This is a genomic window from Enterobacter roggenkampii, from assembly GCF_001729805.1.
GTDB classification, from domain to species: Bacteria; Pseudomonadota; Gammaproteobacteria; order Enterobacterales; family Enterobacteriaceae; genus Enterobacter; species Enterobacter roggenkampii.
This window is the reverse complement of record NZ_CP017184.1, coordinates 342,269-361,294: the sequence shown is the minus strand read 5'-3', so window position 1 is coordinate 361,294 and position 19,026 is coordinate 342,269. Positions and strand designations below refer to the sequence as shown.

Genomic DNA, 19,026 nt, shown 5'->3' with positions numbered 1-19,026 from the left:
ATATTCACTCCCTTTTTATTTCCGATTAATTCATAAGAAATAGAAATTATCATTCTGGAAAGCGGCTCGCAGAAATAATGTAATTTTCGCGAAAAGGAATTACATCTTTGCATTTTAATTCAGAGGGATAAGATGTGCGGCGGGTGCTTAAGACTTTCTGTCTTGAGCATTGTTGAGGGACAGAAAGTGGAAAGCCCCGGGAAATTTGCATTCACCTGCACTGCACCCATTTAGTTGGACTCTCAAATTGGAGAGTCCCATGTCCAGACGTAAGTACACCTTTGAACAGCGCCTCGCAGTGGTTATGCATTATTTCACTACTAATGAAGGTTATCGCTTAACATCAGCTCGCTTCAACGTCCCACGAACCCAGGTAAGATTATGGGTTGCAGCCTATGATTCTTATGGAGAAGAAGGTCTGAAGCCCAGAGATAAAGGCGTATCAATCGACCCCGATATCAGAGTTGAAGCCGTGAGGGCTGTGCTTACGGGGAAAATTTCCCAGACGCAGGCTGCGGCTAAATTTAAAGTCGCTGGTGCGGCTTCTATCGGGAAGTGGATGAAAGTATTCAGCGAGCATGGAGAGGAAGGACTTCGTTCTCTGCGTGTTGGCAAAAAAAGGTCACCTCATATGATTGATGATCCCGCTGTACTTGAAGAAGCACTGGAGCGTTCGAAGGATAAACGCATTCAGGAACTGGAAAGAAGAGTTAGGTTCCTTGAGTTACGGGTACTTTATCTAAAAAAGCTGAAAGCCTTAGTTCGGTAAGAGATAAAGTCAAAGTTATCGACGAATTAAGGCAAAACTATCCATTCGACCAGCTTTTGCAGATTGCTCAGATACCCAGAAGTACATTTTATTATCATTTAAAAGCGCTAAAATCCACAGACAAATATAGCGAAATTAAAAGTAGAATCAAAGAGATATATAATGAGAATTGTGGTCGCTACGGCTATCGTAGAGTCACGCTGGCACTCCGGCAAGAGATAGGGATAATCAACCATAAGGTTGTTCAACGGCTGATGAACCTGCTTTCCCTGAAAGCAGCTATCAAAGTTAAGCGATACAGTTCGTGGCGGGGAGAGTTGGGTGAAATTGCTGATAACGTTTTAAAGCGGAATTTCAAGGCAACCCGACCCAATGAGAAATGGGTCACTGATGTCACCGAATTTGCCGTCAATGGACGAAAACTCTATCTTTCTCCCATTATCGATCTCTTTAATAACGAAGTGATTTCCTACAGTATCTCAGAGCGCCCGATCATGGCGATGATTGATGAGATGCTGGACAAAGCGTTTGCAAAATTGGATGCGAAGAGTTCACCAGTGCTCCATTCTGACCAAGGTTGGCAATACCGTCACCGCTGGTATCAGTATCAACTTAAAGCAAGTGGTGTTGTACAAAGCATGTCACGAAAGGGGAACTGCCTCGATAACGCCTGCGCAGAATGCTTTTTCGGTACACTAAAGTCTGAATGCTTCTATCTCAACAAATTCAATGACATTGAAGAGCTAAAAGTAGCAATTTCGGATTATATTCACTATTACAACAACAGGCGAATCAGCCTAAGACTAAAAGGTCTTAGCCCGGTAGAATACCGTCTGAAAGCCTGTTCCCACCCACTCAGAATTTAGATAGGAGAGAGCCCGAACTTTCTGTATGCTTTCGGTCACCCGGGCCGGCTTTAGGTGTTCGTTTAGCACAGAATTCGTTTACTCAGCCTATACTTAATTGCTACACTCTCACGTATATGCGGGTCAATTTCAGGCACATAAAACAGGATTACTTACGTGGCTAGCGCAGAGCAACTTAAGGCACTTATCAAATCGCACATTAGTCGCGATGATAGTCACTTTTATTCAGTGGCTATGCAGGTTGCTGCGCATGAGGCAAAACAAGGTCATGGTCGATTAGCTGAGGAGCTTTTAACACTTCTTGACAAAGCAAAAGCAAAACTGGCCAATGACAAAAATGGTAAGTTGGTCCCCCTGTCCAGTGCTGCAAAAAATCGTACTGATCTTGGTAACTTATTAAGTGTTAGCCAACCAGAATATCGATTGGCTGATGTTGTTCTGGAGCATTCAGCACATACTCAACTCCAGCGACTAATACGTGAACAGCGTATGATGTCTCGAATTAAAGAACATGGGCTTTCCCCAAGACGAAAAGTTTTATTAGTTGGTCCTCCTGGAACGGGAAAAACTTTGACGGCATCGGCATTGGCTGGTGAGCTTGGTATTCCTTTGTTTCAAGTTCGCTTTGATGCATTGATTACAAAGTTTATGGGAGAGACAGCAGCCAAGCTACGGCAAGTATTTGATGCTATTGCTGATATTCGTGGTGTTTATTTTTTCGATGAATTTGATGCTATAGGCTCCCAGCGTAGCCTCGCAAATGATGTAGGTGAAATTCGCCGCGTTCTCAATAGCTTTTTGCAGATGATTGAGCAAGACAATTCAAATAGCATCATTATTGCAGCTACCAATCATCCGGAAATTCTGGACTATGCGTTGTTTAGACGTTTTGATGATGTTATTGAGTACCATTTACCAACGTTAGAACAAGCACTCGATTTAATAAAGTCTCGACTAGGGGTATTTGCGCCTAAACCTTTTCGTAAAAATGGACTAGAAAAACAGGTTGCCGGCTTAAGCTATGCTGAAATTTGCCGAGCTGTCGATGAATCAATCAAAGATGCCATCATGAGCGATCGCATACAGGTCGATGTTGCTCTTTTAAAGCTTGCCTTAGAAGAGCGTCGTTTGATCGGTAGTAAGTTATCACTTAACGAAAAAAATAAGTTAAAACATGACGGAACAAACCAACGATAAAAGGCTTCATCTCTCCCTTCCAAAAACGTCTACAGCACAGCCCTATACAGCACACTCTCTTGGTGGGAGAGGTTCCACCACGCTACCTGAGCGAGACCGACAAGCCCATGGTTCTGCCTTAAGAGAGCAATTGCAGCAGGTTAAAGGGATGGCGCCCCAAATTCGAGAAGGACAAGAAAATCTCGAATTAATTAGCGGCCTTGGCATGCAACTTGAATTTATTGGACAACCAGATGTTCCATTGGCATTTGAAAGCTTGGGTAATGAGAGGGGGCGGAACAAAGCTCAATATATAGAAGTTTTAAGTATTCATAAAGATGGAGATATAACGTCCGCGAATGTATTCGTTCCTGATGGAAAGATATCTCATTTTGAAAATTATATTCAGGACTATTTAACTGAAAAACGTCGTGCGGACGGAGCTTCCGCTGACCATAAATCGCTTATCAATACGCTGTCAGGAATACGTCTTGCAGACATTCATTCCCTTTGGACAGACGATTTGGATTTATTACCATCTGATCCAGATGAGGCATTCTGGTGGGAAGTTTGGCTACCGGTGAGAGATAATAGAAATGCGGTTGTTGCTGATTTTCATCGAATCAGCCATGCAACCGGATGCCGTGTCAGCGAGCATAAAGTTGATTTTCCTGAGAGAACCATAACTTGGATGTATGGTTCCCAGAGCCAATTTTCTCAAGCCAGACTAGTTTTAAACTGTGTAGCAGAATTGCGGCGTGCTAAAGACACCGCTGAGTTTTTCGAAGGATTACCGGCCGCAGAACAGCAGCTTTGGGTTGATGATGCGCTTCAACGCCTTCAGGTTCCCTCTCCCGAAGACAATGTCCCTTACATTTGTTTGCTAGATTCAGGCATTAACCGTGGACACGCCATGCTTGCACCTGTTTTGCAACAGCAGGATATGCATACAGTCAACGATGCGTGGGGAGCTAATGACACTGCTAACCATGGTACGGGGCTGGCTGGAGTTGCAATCTATGGCGATATGTTTGACGTCTTGGCTTCAACTGGTGCAATAGAAATAGGGCATCGGCTGGAGTCAGTCAAACTTACTCCAAATCATGGGGCCAATGCTGGCGATGCACAACAGCATGCATATCTATTTAGCTCTGCAGTTACACGCCCTGAAATCCTCAATGGCCAACGCAAACGTATTTTTAGTTCCGCAGTGACAGCAACGACCTACCGTGATTTTGGCCGCCCTTCGGCCTGGTCTTCGATGGTCGATTCATTAGCAGTAGATGCATTAGCCGACGTTCCTTTTCCCCGTCTATTTGTTCTTTCCGCTGGAAACATAGTTAATCGCGATCATTGGAGAAACTATCCCGCTAGTCTCTCGGCTAATCAAATTCATGACCCGGGTCAATCATGGAACGCAATCACTGTGGGCGCATTTACTGACAAGGTTGAGTTAAATGAGCCTGAATTTACTCCAGTCGCGGCTCAAGGTGAATTAAGTCCTTTCACCACCACCTCAGTAGGATGGGAGCCTATCTGGCCGTTTAAACCTGATGTTGTTTTTGAGGGCGGTAACGCAGCTGCTAATACAGAATTTGTCGATAACTTTGCTAGTTTAGAGTTACTTACAACAAGTGCTTCAGCGCACCGCCAATTCTGGACAACTAATGCAACTAGTGCAGCCTCTGCTCTGTGTGCCAGAATGGCTGCACAGCTAATGGCTCAGTATCCTGAGTATCGTCCAGAAACAATTCGAGCCTTGATCACTCATTCTGCACAATGGACCCCGGCCATGTTGCAAATGTATCCGGCTCGTAATAAAAGTGGTTTCGCACAACTTATACGCCATTGTGGCTGGGGGTCACCAGATGTTGAGCGTGCACTCTGGAGTGTAAAAAATAGCCTAACTCTGGTAGCTGAAGACAGCTTGTATCCCTATCGTAAGACGCGAGACGGTATTAAGACCCGCGACTTAAATTTACATGTATTACCGTGGCCACTGGAACAGCTCCAAGAGTTACAGAATACGCAGGTAGAGCTCAGGGTTACATTGTCTTATTTCATTGAACCGAACCCTTCAGCTCGGGGGAGTTCATCAAGATATCACTATCCCTCTCACCGCCTTCGTTTTGCGATGAAAAGACAAACAGAGTCTTTAGACGAATTTGAAGCACGCATTAATGCCGCTGCTGAGTCTGAAGAGAGTGAGCATGGTTTTATTGGTAATGATGATAACTGGTCATTAGGTGCAACACAGCGACATAAGGGGTCGTTACATCAGGATATATGGAAGGGCTCTGCAGCCGAGTTGGCTAGTTGTGGCTATTTGGCTGTATATCCTGCACAAGGTTGGTGGAGAACCAGAAGTGCTTTGCAACGATATGATTCCGAAGCCAAATACAGTCTGGTTGTATCGATTCATGCACCAGAAACTGATGTAGACCTTTATGCCGCAGTGAAAACCTTGGTTGAAAATATGGTAGAGAACTCTATTGAAACAATGAGTTAAGTGACCATACACATCAATAAGATACGGCCGTAGAACATAACGATATTTTCGTTATGTTCTTGTCTAAAATAATTAATATGGGTCATGTATCAGCGTCCACTCCAGGCCTTTTAATCGATTACTCAAGGGATTGAGAACAAACTCTACATAGAAACTGAAATGATCGGAGTACTGCTAATTAGTGATATGGATATTTCGATTGTTTAAAAGTTAATTTATACGTATCCAGAAACAAAAAAGAGCCCACATTTCTGTGAACTCTTTTCGTCAAACCTCGTTTATTCTGTCCAACTTTTTGGGGTCAGTACAACCCGAGGCTACCCCTCAACACCCAACAGGTTGAGAGTAGCCTCTTATTCTTTTTTACACAAGGAGTAAAAGGCATGACGCCATTAAAAACTGCGTTAGGCATCGTCTTTATTATTTGCCTGACGATAGTGATCTTTACCTTTATTACTCGCGGCAGGCTCTGCGAGTTTTCAATAAAGAGTGAGCATCAGGAGGTGGCGGCTAAATTAGCCTGCAACCCAGGCTAACCTCTACGGGCGGAACAACGGTTCCGCCCGGCTTGTAGGATGCTGAGGTCTTAATGCACCCATTTTTTTCTTTTGCGCCCGCGATTATACTGCGCGGCGTGTACCCAGATGATAAGAATCCATGAAAGCCATTTTTCTTTTGTTAGTGTTTTTAACGTCCTTCGCCCGCGCCGATGAGATAGGCAGCCAGTATCGGAAACAGGCGGAAGCCGGTGATGCGCGTGCCCAGTATTATCTTGCCGATACGTACTTCAGCTCCGGCGACAGCAAGCAGGCCGCGCTGTGGGCCGAGAAAGCCGCGAAAGGCGGCGATGTCGACGCCATGGGGTTGCTCTCGCAAATCCTCTTTACGCAGGGCGATTACACACAGGCCAAAGCCCTGGCACAGCAGGCAAACATTGCTGGCAGCAAACGCGGCGCGATCATGCTGGCGCGCATTCTGGTGAATACTCAGGCGGGGAAAACGGACTATCCCCAGGCCATCAGACTGCTGCATACGGCAACCGAAGATATCGACAGCGACTCTGCGGTCGATGCACAGCTGCTGCTGGGGCTGATTTATGCCAACGGCGTCGAGGTAGCGCAGGATGACGTGCAGGCCGCCTCGTGGTTCAAGCGGAGTTCAGCCCTTTCGCGCACCGGCTACGCCGAGTACTGGGCTGGGATGTTGTTCAGGCAGGGTGAGAAAGGCTTTATCACGCCTAATAAACAGAAAGCGCTGTACTGGTTAAACCTGAGCTGTACGGAAGGGTTTGATACGGGGTGCGAAGAGTTTGATGCGTTGAGCGGGGAGTAAACCATTGCCCGGTGGCGCTGCGCTTACCGGGCCTACGGCTTGTGTAGGCCGGGTAAGGCGAAGCCGCCACCCGGCTTTTTACATCACTGGTCAGCCGTCTTATCAAAACGACCCAGCACCTCGCGTTCATACGCCAGCGCCTTTTTACGGTCGAATTTGTGTTCCCACTTGGCGATAACCAGCACCGCCAGCGCATTCCCCACCACGTTCAGCGCCGTACGCGCCATGTCGAGGATACGGTCCACACCCGCGATAAAGGCCAGGCCTTCCAGCGGAATGCCTACGCTGCCCAGCGTCGCCAGCAGTACCACGAACGAAACGCCCGGTACGCCTGCGATACCTTTAGACGTCACCATCAGGGTCAGCACCAGGACGATCTCCTGCCACAGCGACAGGTCAATGCCATACAGCTGCGCAATAAAGATAGCGGCGATACTCTGATACAGCGTGGAACCATCCAGGTTAAAGGAGTAACCGGTCGGCACCACGAAGCTGGTGATCGACGCTGGCGCGCCGTAGGCTTCCATCTTCTCAATAATACGCGGCAGCACGCTCTCAGAGCTTGCCGTGGAGTAGGCCAGAATCAGCTCATCTTTCAGGATACGAATCAGGATCCAGATGCTCAGCCCACACAGACGCGCCACAATTCCCAGCACCACCAGCGCAAAGAACAGGATGGCAAAGTGCACCAGGAGCACCAGCTTCGCCAGCGGCCAGAGGGAGGCAAAACCGAAGTTCGCCACGGTGACGGCGATAAGCGCAAACACCCCTACCGGCGCGTAACGCATCACCATGTGGGTCACTTTAAACATGGTTTCGGAGATCGAGCGGAACACGGTCACCAGCGGTTCGCGGTGCGTCGCGGGCAGTGAAGAGAGCCCCAGACCAAACAGGACCGAGAAGAAGATAATAGGCAGCATCTCGCCCTTCGCCATCGACGCCACGATGTTGGTCGGCACCAGAGAAAGGATCGTGCCCATCAGGCCGTGTGCATGGCTTTGCACGTCAGCGGTCGTACTTTGGTATTTCGAAATATCCACCGTCGCCAGCTGCGACATATCAATCCCGGAACCCGGCTGGAAAACGTTCGCCAGGGTGATACCGAGAATGATCGCAACCGTAGTGATCACTTCGAAATAGATAATGGTTTTCGCACCAATACGGCCTAACTGCTTCGCATCGCCGACGCCTGCAATACCCACTACCAGCGTCGAGATCACAATCGGTACCACGATCATCTTGATCAGGTGAATAAAGATATCCCCTGCCGGTGAAAGCAGGTTCGCAATCAGCCAGTCGCGGCTGTCGCTGTGATAGTGGAGGTAACTGCCCAGCAGGATGCCCAGCACAAGGGCGATTAAGATCTGCCAGGCCAGGCTGACTTTAACGTTTTTCATAGAAACTGACTTCCTCAATGAAGCGCCTTATTCACTCAAACTGCATGAATATGGGGACATACTGAAAGGGTATGAATTGTGTTGCGTCGATTTATGGGATTTTTTAACGCGGCGTATGAGTATCATTTGCGCGGCCTGTTGCGCAAGCCTTAAAGAACGACGCATTTCACTCGTAAAAGCGTCTGTGATGGGAGTTTCTCCTGATTCTAATAAATAACCTTTTGTTATAAAAAACCTTTTTTAAACATAAATATGAATAATCGTCAGCATAAATTATTTTCCTTCAAAGTTTCATTCGCTCATTTTTCAACCTGTTCAAACAATGCGTGATCTGTCGCCCAAATAATAAACAAAGCTTGTAAAGCCCCTACTATTAACGTTTTTGCGACATATTATTAACATCTTACAAGGAGAAAAAAAGCCATGAGCCAAATACACAAACATGACATTCCCGCAAACATTGCGGACCGTTGCCTGATCAACCCGGAGCAGTACCACGAGAAATATCAGCAATCTATTACCGCCCCGGACACCTTCTGGGGTGAGCAGGGCCATATCCTTGACTGGATCAAACCTTATCAGAAGGTAAAGAACACCTCCTTTGCGCCCGGTAACGTCTCCATTAAATGGTATGAAGATGGCACGCTGAACCTGGCGGCAAACTGTCTGGACCGTCACCTTGCCGCGCGCGGGAACGAGACGGCGATTATCTGGGAAGGCGATGATGCCTCGCAGAGCAAACACATTACCTATAAAGAACTGCACCGCGACGTGTGCCGCTTTGCCAACGTCCTGCTGGATAAAGGCATTAAAAAAGGCGACGTGGTCGCTATCTATATGCCGATGGTGCCGGAAGCGGCGGTGGCCATGCTGGCCTGTGCGCGTATCGGCGCGATTCATTCCGTTATTTTCGGTGGGTTCTCGCCAGAGGCGGTTGCGGGTCGTATTGTCGATTCAAGCTCAAAACTGGTGATCACCGCCGATGAAGGCGTGCGAGCAGGACGCAGTATCCCCCTGAAGAAAAACGTCGACGAAGCGCTGAAAAACCCGAACGTCAATACGGTCAGCAACGTCATCGTCCTTAAGCGTACCGGCGGCAAAATCGACTGGCACGAGGGGCGCGACCTGTGGTGGAGCGACCTGATTGAAAAGGCGAGCGACCAGCATCAGCCGGAAGAGATGAACGCGGAAGATCCGCTCTTCATTCTTTATACCTCTGGCTCAACCGGCAAACCGAAAGGCGTGCTGCACACCACCGGCGGTTATCTGGTCTACGCGGCCACTACCTTCAAATACGTCTTCGACTACCACCCGGGCGACATTTACTGGTGTACCGCCGACGTCGGCTGGGTCACCGGGCACAGCTACCTGCTGTACGGCCCGCTGGCCTGCGGCGCAACGACGCTGATGTTTGAAGGCGTACCGAACTGGCCGACCCCGGCGCGTATGTGCCAGGTGGTCGATAAACACCAGGTCAACATTCTCTACACCGCGCCTACGGCGATCCGCGCGTTAATGGCGGAAGGCGACAAAGCCATCGAAGGCACCGACCGCTCTTCATTGCGCATCCTCGGTTCCGTGGGTGAGCCCATTAACCCGGAAGCCTGGGAGTGGTACTGGAAGAAAATCGGCAACGAGAAATGCCCGGTCATGGACACCTGGTGGCAGACCGAAACCGGCGGCTTTATGATCACCCCGATGCCGGGCGCCACGCAGCTGAAAGCGGGCTCGGCAACGCGTCCGTTCTTCGGCGTACAGCCTGCGCTGGTGGATAACGAAGGCAACCCGCTGGAAGGGGCCACCGAAGGCAACCTGGTGATCACGGACTCGTGGCCAGGTCAGGCGCGTACCCTGTTCGGCGATCACGATCGCTTCGAGCAGACCTACTTCTCGACCTTTAAAAACATGTACTTCAGCGGCGACGGCGCGCGTCGTGATGAAGATGGCTATTACTGGATCACCGGACGCGTGGACGACGTGCTGAACGTCTCCGGCCACCGTCTGGGCACCGCGGAGATTGAATCGGCGCTGGTGTCGCATCCGAAGATTGCCGAAGCCGCCGTTGTCGGCATTCCGCACAACATCAAGGGCCAGGCAATTTACGCTTACGTCACCCTGAACCACGGGGAAGAGCCGTCGCCAGAACTCTATGCTGAGGTGCGCAACTGGGTGCGTAAAGAGATTGGCCCGCTGGCGACGCCGGACGTGCTGCACTGGACCGACTCGCTGCCGAAAACCCGCTCCGGCAAAATCATGCGCCGTATCTTGCGCAAAATCGCGGCAGGGGACACCAGCAACCTCGGTGATACCTCAACGCTCGCGGATCCTGGCGTGGTGGAAAAACTGCTCGAAGAGAAGCAGGCCATCGCAATGCCTTCCTAGTGTTTTCTCCCTCTCCCCTCACCCTCTCCCCATAGGGGAGAGGGGATAAAAACAAACCAACCTTACCTTTGGAGACTCTGTGATGAATGACCATATTTGTCAGCAGATAGAGAATAGTGCGCACTACAGGGAGCTCGTCGATAAGCGGCAACGGTTTGCCTTCACCCTTTCCATCATCATGCTGATTATCTATGTCGGCTTTATTCTGCTGATCGCCTTTGCGCCGCACTGGCTGGGCACCCCGCTGCACGAGGGCACCAGCGTGACGCGCGGTATTCCGATTGGCATTGGCGTCATCGTGATTTCATTTGTGCTGACCGGCGTTTACGTCTGGCGCGCGAACGGTGAATTCGATCGCCTTAATAAAGCGGTACTGCAAGAGGTAAAAGCATCATGAAGAGAATTCTGACGGCGCTCGCCGCCACGCTTCCCTTTGCCGCCCACGCGGCAGATGCGATTACCGGCGAGGTACAGCGCCAGCCAACCAACTGGCAGGCGATTGTGATGTTCCTGATTTTCGTGGTGCTGACGCTGTACATCACTTACTGGGCGTCGAAACGCGTGCGCTCCCGTAACGATTACTACACCGCAGGCGGCAACATTACCGGCTTCCAGAACGGGCTGGCGATTGCGGGTGACTTTATGTCCGCCGCCTCGTTCCTCGGGATCTCCGCGCTGGTCTACACCTCCGGCTATGACGGCCTGATTTACTCCCTCGGCTTCCTCGTCGGCTGGCCGATCATTCTGTTCCTGATTGCCGAGCGCCTGCGCAATCTGGGCCGCTACACCTTCGCCGACGTGGCCTCGTATCGCCTGAAGCAGGGACCGATTCGCACCCTCTCCGCCTGCGGTTCGCTGGTGGTGGTGGCGCTGTATCTGATTGCGCAGATGGTGGGCGCGGGTAAACTGATTGAACTGCTGTTCGGCCTGAACTACCACATCGCGGTGGTGCTTGTGGGCGTGCTGATGGTGATGTACGTGCTGTTCGGCGGCATGCTGGCGACGACCTGGGTGCAGATCATCAAAGCCGTGCTGCTGCTGTTCGGCGCCAGCTTTATGGCCTTTATGGTGATGAAGCACGTCGGGTTCAGCTTCAATAACCTGTTCACTGAAGCCATGGCGGTCCACCCGAAAGGGGAAGCCATCATGAGCCCGGGCGGGCTGGTGAAAGACCCGATATCGGCCCTGTCGCTCGGTCTGGGCCTGATGTTTGGTACCGCAGGCTTACCGCATATCCTGATGCGCTTCTTCACCGTGAGCGACGCGCGTGAAGCGCGCAAGAGCGTCTTCTACGCGACCGGCTTCATGGGCTACTTCTATATCCTGACCTTTATTATCGGCTTTGGCGCGATCATGCTGGTGGGGGCGAACCCGGCGTTTAAAGATGCGGCAGGCGCGCTGATTGGCGGCAATAACATGGCGGCGGTGCATCTGGCCGACGCGGTGGGCGGCAACCTGTTCCTCGGCTTTATCTCCGCCGTGGCCTTCGCCACCATTCTTGCGGTGGTTGCGGGTTTAACGCTGGCCGGGGCGTCGGCGGTTTCGCATGACCTCTACGCCAACGTCTTCCGCAAAGGCGCGAGCGAGCGCGATGAGCTGAAGGTTTCTAAAATCACCGTGCTGGTGCTGGGCGTCGTGGCGATCCTGCTGGGCATTCTGTTCGAGAAGCAAAACATCGCCTTTATGGTGGGGCTGGCCTTCTCCATCGCGGCAAGCTGTAACTTCCCGATCATCCTGCTCTCCATGTACTGGTCGAAACTGACCACCCGTGGCGCGATGATTGGCGGCTGGCTGGGGCTGCTGACGGCGGTGATCCTGATGATTCTGGGCCCAACCATCTGGGTGCAGATCCTCGGTCACGCCAGCGCCATCTTCCCGTATGAATATCCGGCGCTGTTCTCGATTGCCGTGGCGTTTATCGGTATCTGGGTCTTCTCGGCTACCGACAATTCGCCGGAGGGTAACCTGGAGCGCGAGAAATTCCGCGCCCAGTTTATTCGTTCACAAACCGGTCTTGGCGTTGAGCAGGGCCGCGCGCACTAAACCTTTCTCCCCGGCCGCTCTGGCCGGGGAGTTCAAAACATCACCCACGCCACCAGCGGCGCAATCAGCACCATCGTCACGCCCGAGAGCATCATCACCAGGCTTGCGACAACCCCCTCCTGCTGACCGAGTTCATACGAACGCGCCGTCCCCGCGCCGTGCGACGCCGCGCCAAACCCCGCGCCTTTGGCCATCCCTTCCCGGATGGAAAGCCGCAGAAAGAGCATATCGCCCACCGCCATCCCAAAGACGCCCGTCACCACCACAAACAGCGCCACCAGGTCCGGCTGTCCGCCGAGGGGTTTCGCCGCCGCGAGCGCAAACGGCGTGGTCACCGAGCGCACGGCCAGGCTGCGCTGAATTTCGTCGGGCAGCGTAAACAGTCTCGCCAGCCAGACGGAGCTACAGACCGCGACCACCGTGGCGGTGATGACGCCTGCGCTGAGCGACATCCAGTGGCGCCTGATAATCGCCAGGTTGTCGTAAACGGGCACGGCAAAGGCGATGGTCGCCGGGCCGAGCAGCCACAGCAGCCAGTGGGATTCACCAATATAGTTCTGCCAGGAGATGTGGCCGAAGACCAGCATCAGCACCAGCAGGATCGGCGTGAAGACCAGCGGCATCAGCGGCAGCGCATGAAACCGGCGATACAGCCGCTTGTTGGCAAAGTAGATCGCCAGCGTCGCGATCAGGCACAAGACGCTGATCTGAAAGTTAGTCATGTTTGTGCCTGCTGATTTCAAAGCGATACACTTTATCCACCACCCAGGCGGTCGCTCCCAGCACCATCAGCGTACTCAGCGCGATCACCGCGAAGATGCGCCAGCCGTCCACCATCAACAGCTGCGCATAGTTCACCACCGCCACCACGGCAGGCACAAAGAACAGCAGCATCTCCGCCAGCAGCCAGCGCGCCCCGGCGCGCACCCAGTTAAGGGGGATCACGCGACAGAGGATGAGCGTCAACATCAGCAGCATCCCCACCAGGTTGGCAGGCAGCGGCAGGTGGAGCCAGCCGACAAGATATTCGGCGAAAACAAACAGTCCCGCGTAAAGCAGTACCTGAACCGGGACCTGGAGTCGTTGCACAACGGCAGGCGTAACACGGCTTAACGCCACGGCCATGGGGGTTTTCCTCAAAAATGAGACGAGGCGCCAGTATAGTGAGCGCACGGTATGGACTGAAATGAATTAAAATCATCACAGGTATAGTTTCGAGGAATAATCATGGACATAAGAACGCTGCGCTATTTTGTCGAAGTGGTTCGCCAGCAAAGTTTTACCCGCGCAGCGGAGAAGTTGTTTGTTACCCAGCCCACCATCAGCAAGATGCTGAAAAACCTCGAAGATGAACTTAACTGTACCCTGCTGATCCGCGACGGGCGCAAGCTGCTGCTGACCGACACCGGACGCGTGGTGTTCGAACGCGGGCTGGCCATTCTGGCGGAGTTCCGCCAGCTGGAAGCGGAGCTGGACGATATTAATCATCTGACCAAAGGGGTGCTTCGCCTCGGCATTCCCCCGATGGTCGGCATGATGATGGCCGGGCCGATCGGCCTGTTTCGCCAGCGCTATCCTGGCGTAGAGCTGAAGATTTCGGAGTTTGGTGGCTTAACCGTCCAGCAGGCCGTCACTAACGGCGAGCTCGACGTGGCCATGACCGCCCTCCCCGTTGAGGAAGAGAGCGGCCTGGCGACGCTTCCGCTCTTTAGCCACCCGCTGTGCGTGCTGGTTCCCCGCTCCGGCGACTGGCTGAAAAGGGACGCGGTGAAGCCTGAGCTGCTCGGCGAACACCCTCTGCTGATCTACAACGAAGACTTCGCCTTAAGCCGCCAGCTGATGACGCTGTTTAACCACCATAACGTGAAGCCGCGCATCGCGGTGCGCAGCGGTCAGTGGGATTTCCTGGCCGCGATGGTGCAGGCAGGCGTGGGGATTGCCATTCTGCCGCAGCCGATTTGCGAGCGTCTGGATAAAAACACGCTGCGCTGGATCCCGCTGGAGAGCGATCTGCACTGGCAGTTAGGGATGATCTGGCGTGAAGGGGTCTATTTGTCGCAGAGCGCGCAGGCGTGGCTGCAGTGTTGTAAGGGGTTTTGGGTGCGGTCTGAATAGTGCCCGGTGGCGCTGCGCTTACCGGGCCTACGTTCGAACCGTAGGCCCGGTAAGGCGAAGCCGCCACCCGGCAAAACAGCGCTACTGATTCTCTATCAACAGCGCTTCCAGCAGGTCCAGATCGTGCAGCAGCTTTTGCAGCGTCTCGTTGCTGATCTGGCGCGTGGCGCGCAGGTGATACAGTTCGGCACGCTCTGAGCGCAGCGCGGCCAGACGGAACCGGCGTTCCAGGTTCTCCTCCTGCAGCGAGCTTTCTACATCGTTACGCCCGTCCGCGCGGCGACGCAGGTTACCAATTACGCGGGAACTCACCTCCGTCAGCAGCTGATTGTCGATGTTCTCTTCCGCATCCGCGGCCAGGCGCTCTTCCATTTTCTGGATGGCGACAATCGCCACTTCGGCGGTCGCAGCACGCGCAATACGCTCTTCCTTGTGCTGCTGGGTCGAATCGCCAACATCAATATGCTGGAGCAAAATCGGCAGCATAATCACGCCGACGAACAGGGAGAACAGAATCACCCCCGCCGCCAGGAACACCAGCTCGTAACGCGCCGGGAAGACATCGCCCGTCGGCAGCAGCAGCGGAATGGAGAGCACACCGGCGAGGGTTATCGCCCCGCGTACGCCCGCAAAAGAGGCGATCAGCAGTTCACGCGTTGTCCACGAGCCGAACTCCATCGGTTTTTTCTTCAGGAAGCGGACGCTGAAGTTTTTCATCGTCCACAGCCAGCCGAAACGCACCAGCATCAGCGCCAGGTAGATCAGCACGATGTCGGTAAACAGCATCCAGACCTCAACGTTCGGATCGGCCTCCGCCGCCACCAGCGAGGATTCCATAATGCCCGGCAGCTGCAGGCCCAACAGCAGGAACACCATGCCGTTAAAGACAAACTCCAGCATCGCCCAGGTGCTGTTGGCACGCAGGCGCATCGCCAGCGGCGCGCGGCGCATCACGCCGGAGCGGGTGATGGTCATCCCTGCCGCGACCGCGGCCAGAATGCCCGACACGCCGATGTGTTCGGCAATCAGATAAGAGGCGAACGGCAGCAGGAACAGCAGCACGATCTGCGTCGCGGGTTCATCGCCGCCCCAGCGGCTGAGGAAGCGCAATGAGCGGCCGTACAGCCAGCTCACCACGAAGCCCGCCAGGATACCGCCGATGGCTACCTTAAAGAACTCCAGCGTCGCGCCGCCGACGGTAAAGACCATCGTGCCCATCGCAACGGCCACGGCAAACTTCAGAGCAACCAGGCCGGAGGCGTCATTCATCAGCGCCTCACCCTGTAAAATCCCCATGATTTTCTTCGGAATGCGGCCTTCGCCCACAATGCCGGACAGCGCCACGGCATCGGTTGGCGACAGCACGGCGGCCAGCGCAAAGGCAGGAATTAACGGGATACCCGGTACCGTCCAGTAGATCAGAAAACCAATCCCGACGACGGTGACCACCACCAGCGCAAGCGCCAGGCCGAAGATCTCTCGCCCGTGCTCAAGGAACTCGCGCGTGGGCGTTTTCCAGCCATCGGCAAACAGCAGTGGCGGGATGAACAGCACGAGGAACAGTTCGGGGTCAAATTCCACGTGCAGGCCAAACGTTGGCCACGCCAGCAGCGCGCCGATGGCAATTTGCATTAATGGCAGGGGGACCTGAAAGGGCAGTACGCGTGTAACCACCCCGGATAGCGAGACCACAAGGGTCATGATGAGTATTGTGAAGAAGATTTCCATGCGTTCCCTGTTTGCTGTGTTGCTTATGTACTCCGGAAGGCGTCGTGCCTTTTATTCTATCTTCCCCAGAGTAACGCAAAAGGCAACAGGATGAGTCCTGAAAATAAAAACGGGCGGCCTGAGCCACCCGTTTTCGCATCAAAGGACAACTCAGATTGCCCAGCCGCCCGCGTAAAACGCCACCAGCGCAACGGCAATCACAACGGTGCCAACGTTCAGCTTGCGCCATTCACCGGAGACCAGACGACCAATCACCAGCGACGCGAAGCCGATCATAATGCCGGTCACGATGTTACAGGTCAGTACGATGAAGACCGCGGTAATCAGGCCAGACATCGCGTCAACGAAATCCGCAAAGTCGATTTTCGCCACGTTGCTCAGCATCAGCAGGCCAACGTACATCAGCGCTGGCGCGGTCGCGTACGCCGGAACCAGATAGGAGAGCGGGGAGAGGAACAGGATCAGCATGAACAGCACGCCCACGGTGATCGCCGTCAGGCCGGTTTTACCGCCCGCCGCCGTACCCGCTGCGGACTCGATGTACACCGCCGCAGGCGCTGCGCCCACCAGGCCCGAGAAGACGCTGCTCAGGGAGTCCGTAGTCAGCGCTTTGCCGCCGTCAATAATCTGACCGTCTTTATCCAGCAGGTTCGCCTGACCGGCCACCGCACGAATGGTACCGGTCGCGTCAAACACGGCGGTCATCACCAGCGCCAGCACGCTTGGCAGGATCACCGGGTTGAGCGCGCCAACGATATCCAGGCTGCCAATCAGAGAGTTGCCTTTGTCATCGCTCAGCGACGGCATGGCGAAAATGCCGGAGAAGTGGACGTTCGGATCGAAAATCAGGCCCACAATGGACACGCCGATAATAGTCAGCAGAATGCCGCCCGGGACTTTCAGTTTTTCCAGACCGATAATCACCGCCAGGCCGATCAGCGACATGATCACCGGGAAGCTGGCGAAGTGGCCCAGCGCAACCGGCAGGCCGTCCAGCGGGTTCTTGATAACCAGACCGACGCCATTGGCGGCGATCAGCAGCAGGAACAGGCCGATGCCGATGCCGGTACCGTGCGCCACGCCCTGCGGCAGGTTGCGCAAGATCCAGCTACGGATGCCGGTCGCTGAAATAACGGTAAACAGCACACCCATCAGGAACACGGCGCCAAGCGCAACCGGTACGCTGATGTGCTGGCCCAGCACCAGGCTGAACGCGGTAAACGCGGTCAGGGAGATGGCGCAACCAATCGCCAGCGGCAGGTTCGCCCACAGGCCCATCACGATAGAGCCCACGCCGGCCACAAGGCAGGTCGCCACAAAGACAGCCGCTGGCGGGAAGCCCGCTTTGCCCAGCATACCCGGCACAACGATGACGGAATAAACCATCGCCAGAAACGTTGTCAAACCGGCAACGATTTCCTGGCGCACGGTGCTGCCGCGGGCCGAAATTTTAAACATGGCGTCAAGTGAACCGCCAGTACGCGCAGATGGCGTAGACATAGAAAACATCCCCTGAGAGTTTTTTAGGAAGTCCGTAAGCGAGGTGGAGACGCCACTGCCAGCTAAACGTCAAATCCTTGTGTTGCGTTTGCGACGAAAGGGCGTCACAGAAAAAGCAAACGTTTAGCTCCGCGCTTACAAACGGGTGGTCAAATTAAGGCAAACGATTATCTAGCCTAATCCCCGCCCTTTTCAACTGAACTTTATCGTTTTTCGCTAAAATTCCCTTATGACGCTGAAGAAATAAACAGAGGATGCGCAAACGTTATCGTCCATGCGCAATTTGTTTACATTTCAATCCTCACCCGGAATGGATAACGGTCCCCCTTGTGCCAGGGTTCGTTGCCAGCCGGGGCTGTTTTCAACTTTCGTTTTCCATGCCTGACTATGCGGCAGGTTGTCGATACCGCCGCGCGCCAGCAGGGCAAAGATCGGGAAGCTCATTTGAATGTCGGCCATGCTGAGCGAATCCCCGGCAAACCAGCTGTTTTTAGCAAGGTGCGACTCAATAAAGCGCGCATGGGTTTCCAGTTGGCGGTTAAGGTACGCTTTCTGCACCCCCTGCCCAAGCGCTTTGCCCAGGGTTCGGATACCAAACGGCACCGGCGGCTTGCCGAGACTGCTGAAGACCAGCTTCATTAGCAGCAGCGGCATCAGCGATCCTTCCGCGTAGTGCAGCCAGAAGCGATACTGCACCTTATGCGCCGGATCTAAAGGCTTAAGCCGCGACTCGGCATCGTATGTTTCCTGCAGATACTCCAGAATGGCGCCAGACTCCGCGAGGATCAGCCCGTTATCTTCGATGACCGGCGATTTGCCCAACGGATGCACCTTTTTGAGAGCCTCCGGCGCAAGCATGTTCTTTTCGCGCTGATAGTGAACGATCTCATAAGGCAGACCGAGTTCTTCCAGCGCCCAGATCACGCGGTGCGAGCGCGACTGGTTAAGGTGGTGTACCGTGAGCATGGTTTTCTCCTGTTATTCATACTTTTTAACTATAGAAAATCGAACAACACCGCGAAAAAAATTCGGCTAAAAACCGGTCAGCGACGCTGGCGAAAAAACGGGTCTTGCATAGAATTAAAGTGTCAGCACAATCCGGAACCTCCCCAACCAGCTCGACATGAGGGGTGCTGACGTCGGGGGAAACCCTCCCGTGAACCAGCGGGATAGAGAGAAAGACAAAGACCGGGAAAAACTAAAGCGCCC

The 19,026-nt window shown here is 53.5% G+C and carries 15 protein-coding genes; 9 read left to right on the top strand and 6 right to left on the bottom strand.

Translation table 11 applies throughout. From position 1 onward, the window contains the following. Nucleotides 1–259: 259 nt before the first annotated feature. The 5 genes from BFV67_RS23820 (at nucleotide 260) to BFV67_RS01620 (ending at nucleotide 6,652) form a co-directional block, all read left to right on the top strand. A protein-coding gene (locus BFV67_RS23820; RefSeq protein ID WP_418251751.1) for an IS3 family transposase occupies nucleotides 260–1,635 on the top strand; the annotation gives its coding sequence in 2 pieces (ribosomal slippage) (nucleotides 260–749 and nucleotides 749–1,635; 1,377 coding nt in all). A gap of 156 nt (nucleotides 1,636–1,791) precedes the next feature. Next, nucleotides 1,792–2,832: an AAA family ATPase gene (locus tag BFV67_RS01635; RefSeq protein ID WP_069597767.1), complete on the top strand. Its 1,041-nt coding sequence runs from the start codon at nucleotides 1,792–1,794 to the stop codon at nucleotides 2,830–2,832. Further along, entirely contained in the window at nucleotides 2,810–5,320 is a 2,511-nt protein-coding gene (locus BFV67_RS01630; protein WP_071965055.1) for a S8 family peptidase, read from the top strand. Before BFV67_RS01635 ends, BFV67_RS01630 begins: the two co-directional genes overlap by 23 nt. Nucleotides 5,321–5,703: 383 nt before the next feature. Beyond that, on the top strand, nucleotides 5,704–5,856 hold the full coding sequence (locus BFV67_RS01625; RefSeq protein WP_032650616.1) for a Hok/Gef family protein: 153 nt from the start codon (nucleotides 5,704–5,706) through the stop codon (nucleotides 5,854–5,856). Between the two features lie 121 nt (nucleotides 5,857–5,977). Next, nucleotides 5,978–6,652: a tetratricopeptide repeat protein gene (locus tag BFV67_RS01620; RefSeq protein ID WP_023293510.1), complete on the top strand. Its 675-nt coding sequence runs from the start codon at nucleotides 5,978–5,980 to the stop codon at nucleotides 6,650–6,652. Nucleotides 6,653–6,735: 83 nt separating this feature from the next. On the opposite strand, the gene gltP is transcribed toward BFV67_RS01620, so the two are convergent. Beyond that, nucleotides 6,736–8,049, bottom strand: coding sequence for a glutamate/aspartate:proton symporter GltP (gene gltP, locus BFV67_RS01615; protein ID WP_008503398.1), 1,314 nt, complete (start codon nucleotides 8,047–8,049; stop codon nucleotides 6,736–6,738). 423 nt (nucleotides 8,050–8,472) lie between these two features. Between gltP and acs the strand changes: the two genes are divergently transcribed. The 3 genes from acs (at nucleotide 8,473) to actP (ending at nucleotide 12,474) form a co-directional block, all read left to right on the top strand. Beyond that, nucleotides 8,473–10,431, top strand: coding sequence for an acetate--CoA ligase (gene acs / locus BFV67_RS01610; protein WP_008503397.1), 1,959 nt, complete (start codon nucleotides 8,473–8,475; stop codon nucleotides 10,429–10,431). 82 nt (nucleotides 10,432–10,513) lie between these two features. Next, nucleotides 10,514–10,828 carry a DUF485 domain-containing protein gene (locus BFV67_RS01605; protein ID WP_008503396.1) on the top strand — a complete coding sequence of 105 codons (315 nt, stop codon included), beginning with the start codon at nucleotides 10,514–10,516 and terminating at the stop codon, nucleotides 10,826–10,828. Beyond that, on the top strand, nucleotides 10,825–12,474 hold the full coding sequence (actP, locus tag BFV67_RS01600) for a cation/acetate symporter ActP (protein WP_021242771.1): 1,650 nt from the start codon (nucleotides 10,825–10,827) through the stop codon (nucleotides 12,472–12,474). Before BFV67_RS01605 ends, actP begins: the two co-directional genes overlap by 4 nt. 32 nt (nucleotides 12,475–12,506) lie before the next feature. Here actP and BFV67_RS01595 read toward each other — a convergent pair whose 3' ends face one another. Together BFV67_RS01595 and BFV67_RS01590 are read right to left on the bottom strand one after the other, a co-directional pair. Continuing rightward, entirely contained in the window at nucleotides 12,507–13,196 is a 690-nt protein-coding gene (locus BFV67_RS01595; RefSeq protein WP_032664712.1) for an LrgB family protein, read from the bottom strand. Continuing rightward, complete coding sequence (locus BFV67_RS01590) at nucleotides 13,189–13,599, bottom strand: CidA/LrgA family protein (RefSeq protein WP_021242769.1); 411 nt, start codon at nucleotides 13,597–13,599, stop codon at nucleotides 13,189–13,191. The genes BFV67_RS01595 and BFV67_RS01590 overlap by 8 nt, the downstream gene beginning before the upstream one ends. A gap of 102 nt (nucleotides 13,600–13,701) precedes the next feature. Between BFV67_RS01590 and BFV67_RS01585 the strand changes: the two genes are divergently transcribed. Then, nucleotides 13,702–14,589: a LysR family transcriptional regulator gene (locus tag BFV67_RS01585; RefSeq protein WP_069597765.1), complete on the top strand. Its 888-nt coding sequence runs from the start codon at nucleotides 13,702–13,704 to the stop codon at nucleotides 14,587–14,589. A gap of 81 nt (nucleotides 14,590–14,670) precedes the next feature. Here BFV67_RS01585 and BFV67_RS01580 read toward each other — a convergent pair whose 3' ends face one another. From BFV67_RS01580 to BFV67_RS01570, 3 genes are all read right to left on the bottom strand, one after another. Continuing rightward, nucleotides 14,671–16,317, bottom strand: a complete 1,647-nt coding sequence (locus BFV67_RS01580; RefSeq protein WP_008503391.1) for a Na+/H+ antiporter — start codon at nucleotides 16,315–16,317, stop codon at nucleotides 14,671–14,673. 150 nt (nucleotides 16,318–16,467) lie between these two features. Continuing rightward, on the bottom strand, nucleotides 16,468–17,817 hold the full coding sequence (gene ghxP / locus BFV67_RS01575; protein ID WP_008503390.1) for a guanine/hypoxanthine transporter GhxP: 1,350 nt from the start codon (nucleotides 17,815–17,817) through the stop codon (nucleotides 16,468–16,470). Nucleotides 17,818–18,111: 294 nt separating this feature from the next. Next, complete coding sequence (locus tag BFV67_RS01570) at nucleotides 18,112–18,783, bottom strand: glutathione S-transferase family protein (RefSeq protein WP_008503389.1); 672 nt, start codon at nucleotides 18,781–18,783, stop codon at nucleotides 18,112–18,114. Nucleotides 18,784–19,026 lie beyond the last annotated feature (243 nt).

Excerpts from the sequence above, each read along its gene's own strand:
- BFV67_RS01630 (WP_071965055.1), top strand. The coding sequence starts at position 2,810 with ATGACGGAACAAACCAACGATAAAAGGCTTCATCTCTCCCTTCCAAAA.
- BFV67_RS01625 (WP_032650616.1), top strand. The coding sequence starts at position 5,704 with ATGACGCCATTAAAAACTGCGTTAGGCATCGTCTTTATTATTTGCCTG.
- BFV67_RS01620 (WP_023293510.1), top strand. The coding sequence starts at position 5,978 with ATGAAAGCCATTTTTCTTTTGTTAGTGTTTTTAACGTCCTTCGCCCGC.
- gltP (WP_008503398.1), bottom strand. The coding sequence starts at position 8,049 with ATGAAAAACGTTAAAGTCAGCCTGGCCTGGCAGATCTTAATCGCCCTT.
- acs (WP_008503397.1), top strand. The coding sequence starts at position 8,473 with ATGAGCCAAATACACAAACATGACATTCCCGCAAACATTGCGGACCGT.
- BFV67_RS01605 (WP_008503396.1), top strand. The coding sequence starts at position 10,514 with ATGAATGACCATATTTGTCAGCAGATAGAGAATAGTGCGCACTACAGG.
- actP (WP_021242771.1), top strand. The coding sequence starts at position 10,825 with ATGAAGAGAATTCTGACGGCGCTCGCCGCCACGCTTCCCTTTGCCGCC.
- BFV67_RS01595 (WP_032664712.1), bottom strand. The coding sequence starts at position 13,196 with ATGACTAACTTTCAGATCAGCGTCTTGTGCCTGATCGCGACGCTGGCG.
- BFV67_RS01590 (WP_021242769.1), bottom strand. The coding sequence starts at position 13,599 with ATGGCCGTGGCGTTAAGCCGTGTTACGCCTGCCGTTGTGCAACGACTC.
- BFV67_RS01585 (WP_069597765.1), top strand. The coding sequence starts at position 13,702 with ATGGACATAAGAACGCTGCGCTATTTTGTCGAAGTGGTTCGCCAGCAA.
- BFV67_RS01580 (WP_008503391.1), bottom strand. The coding sequence starts at position 16,317 with ATGGAAATCTTCTTCACAATACTCATCATGACCCTTGTGGTCTCGCTA.
- ghxP (WP_008503390.1), bottom strand. The coding sequence starts at position 17,817 with ATGTCTACGCCATCTGCGCGTACTGGCGGTTCACTTGACGCCATGTTT.
- BFV67_RS01570 (WP_008503389.1), bottom strand. The coding sequence starts at position 18,783 with ATGCTCACGGTACACCACCTTAACCAGTCGCGCTCGCACCGCGTGATC.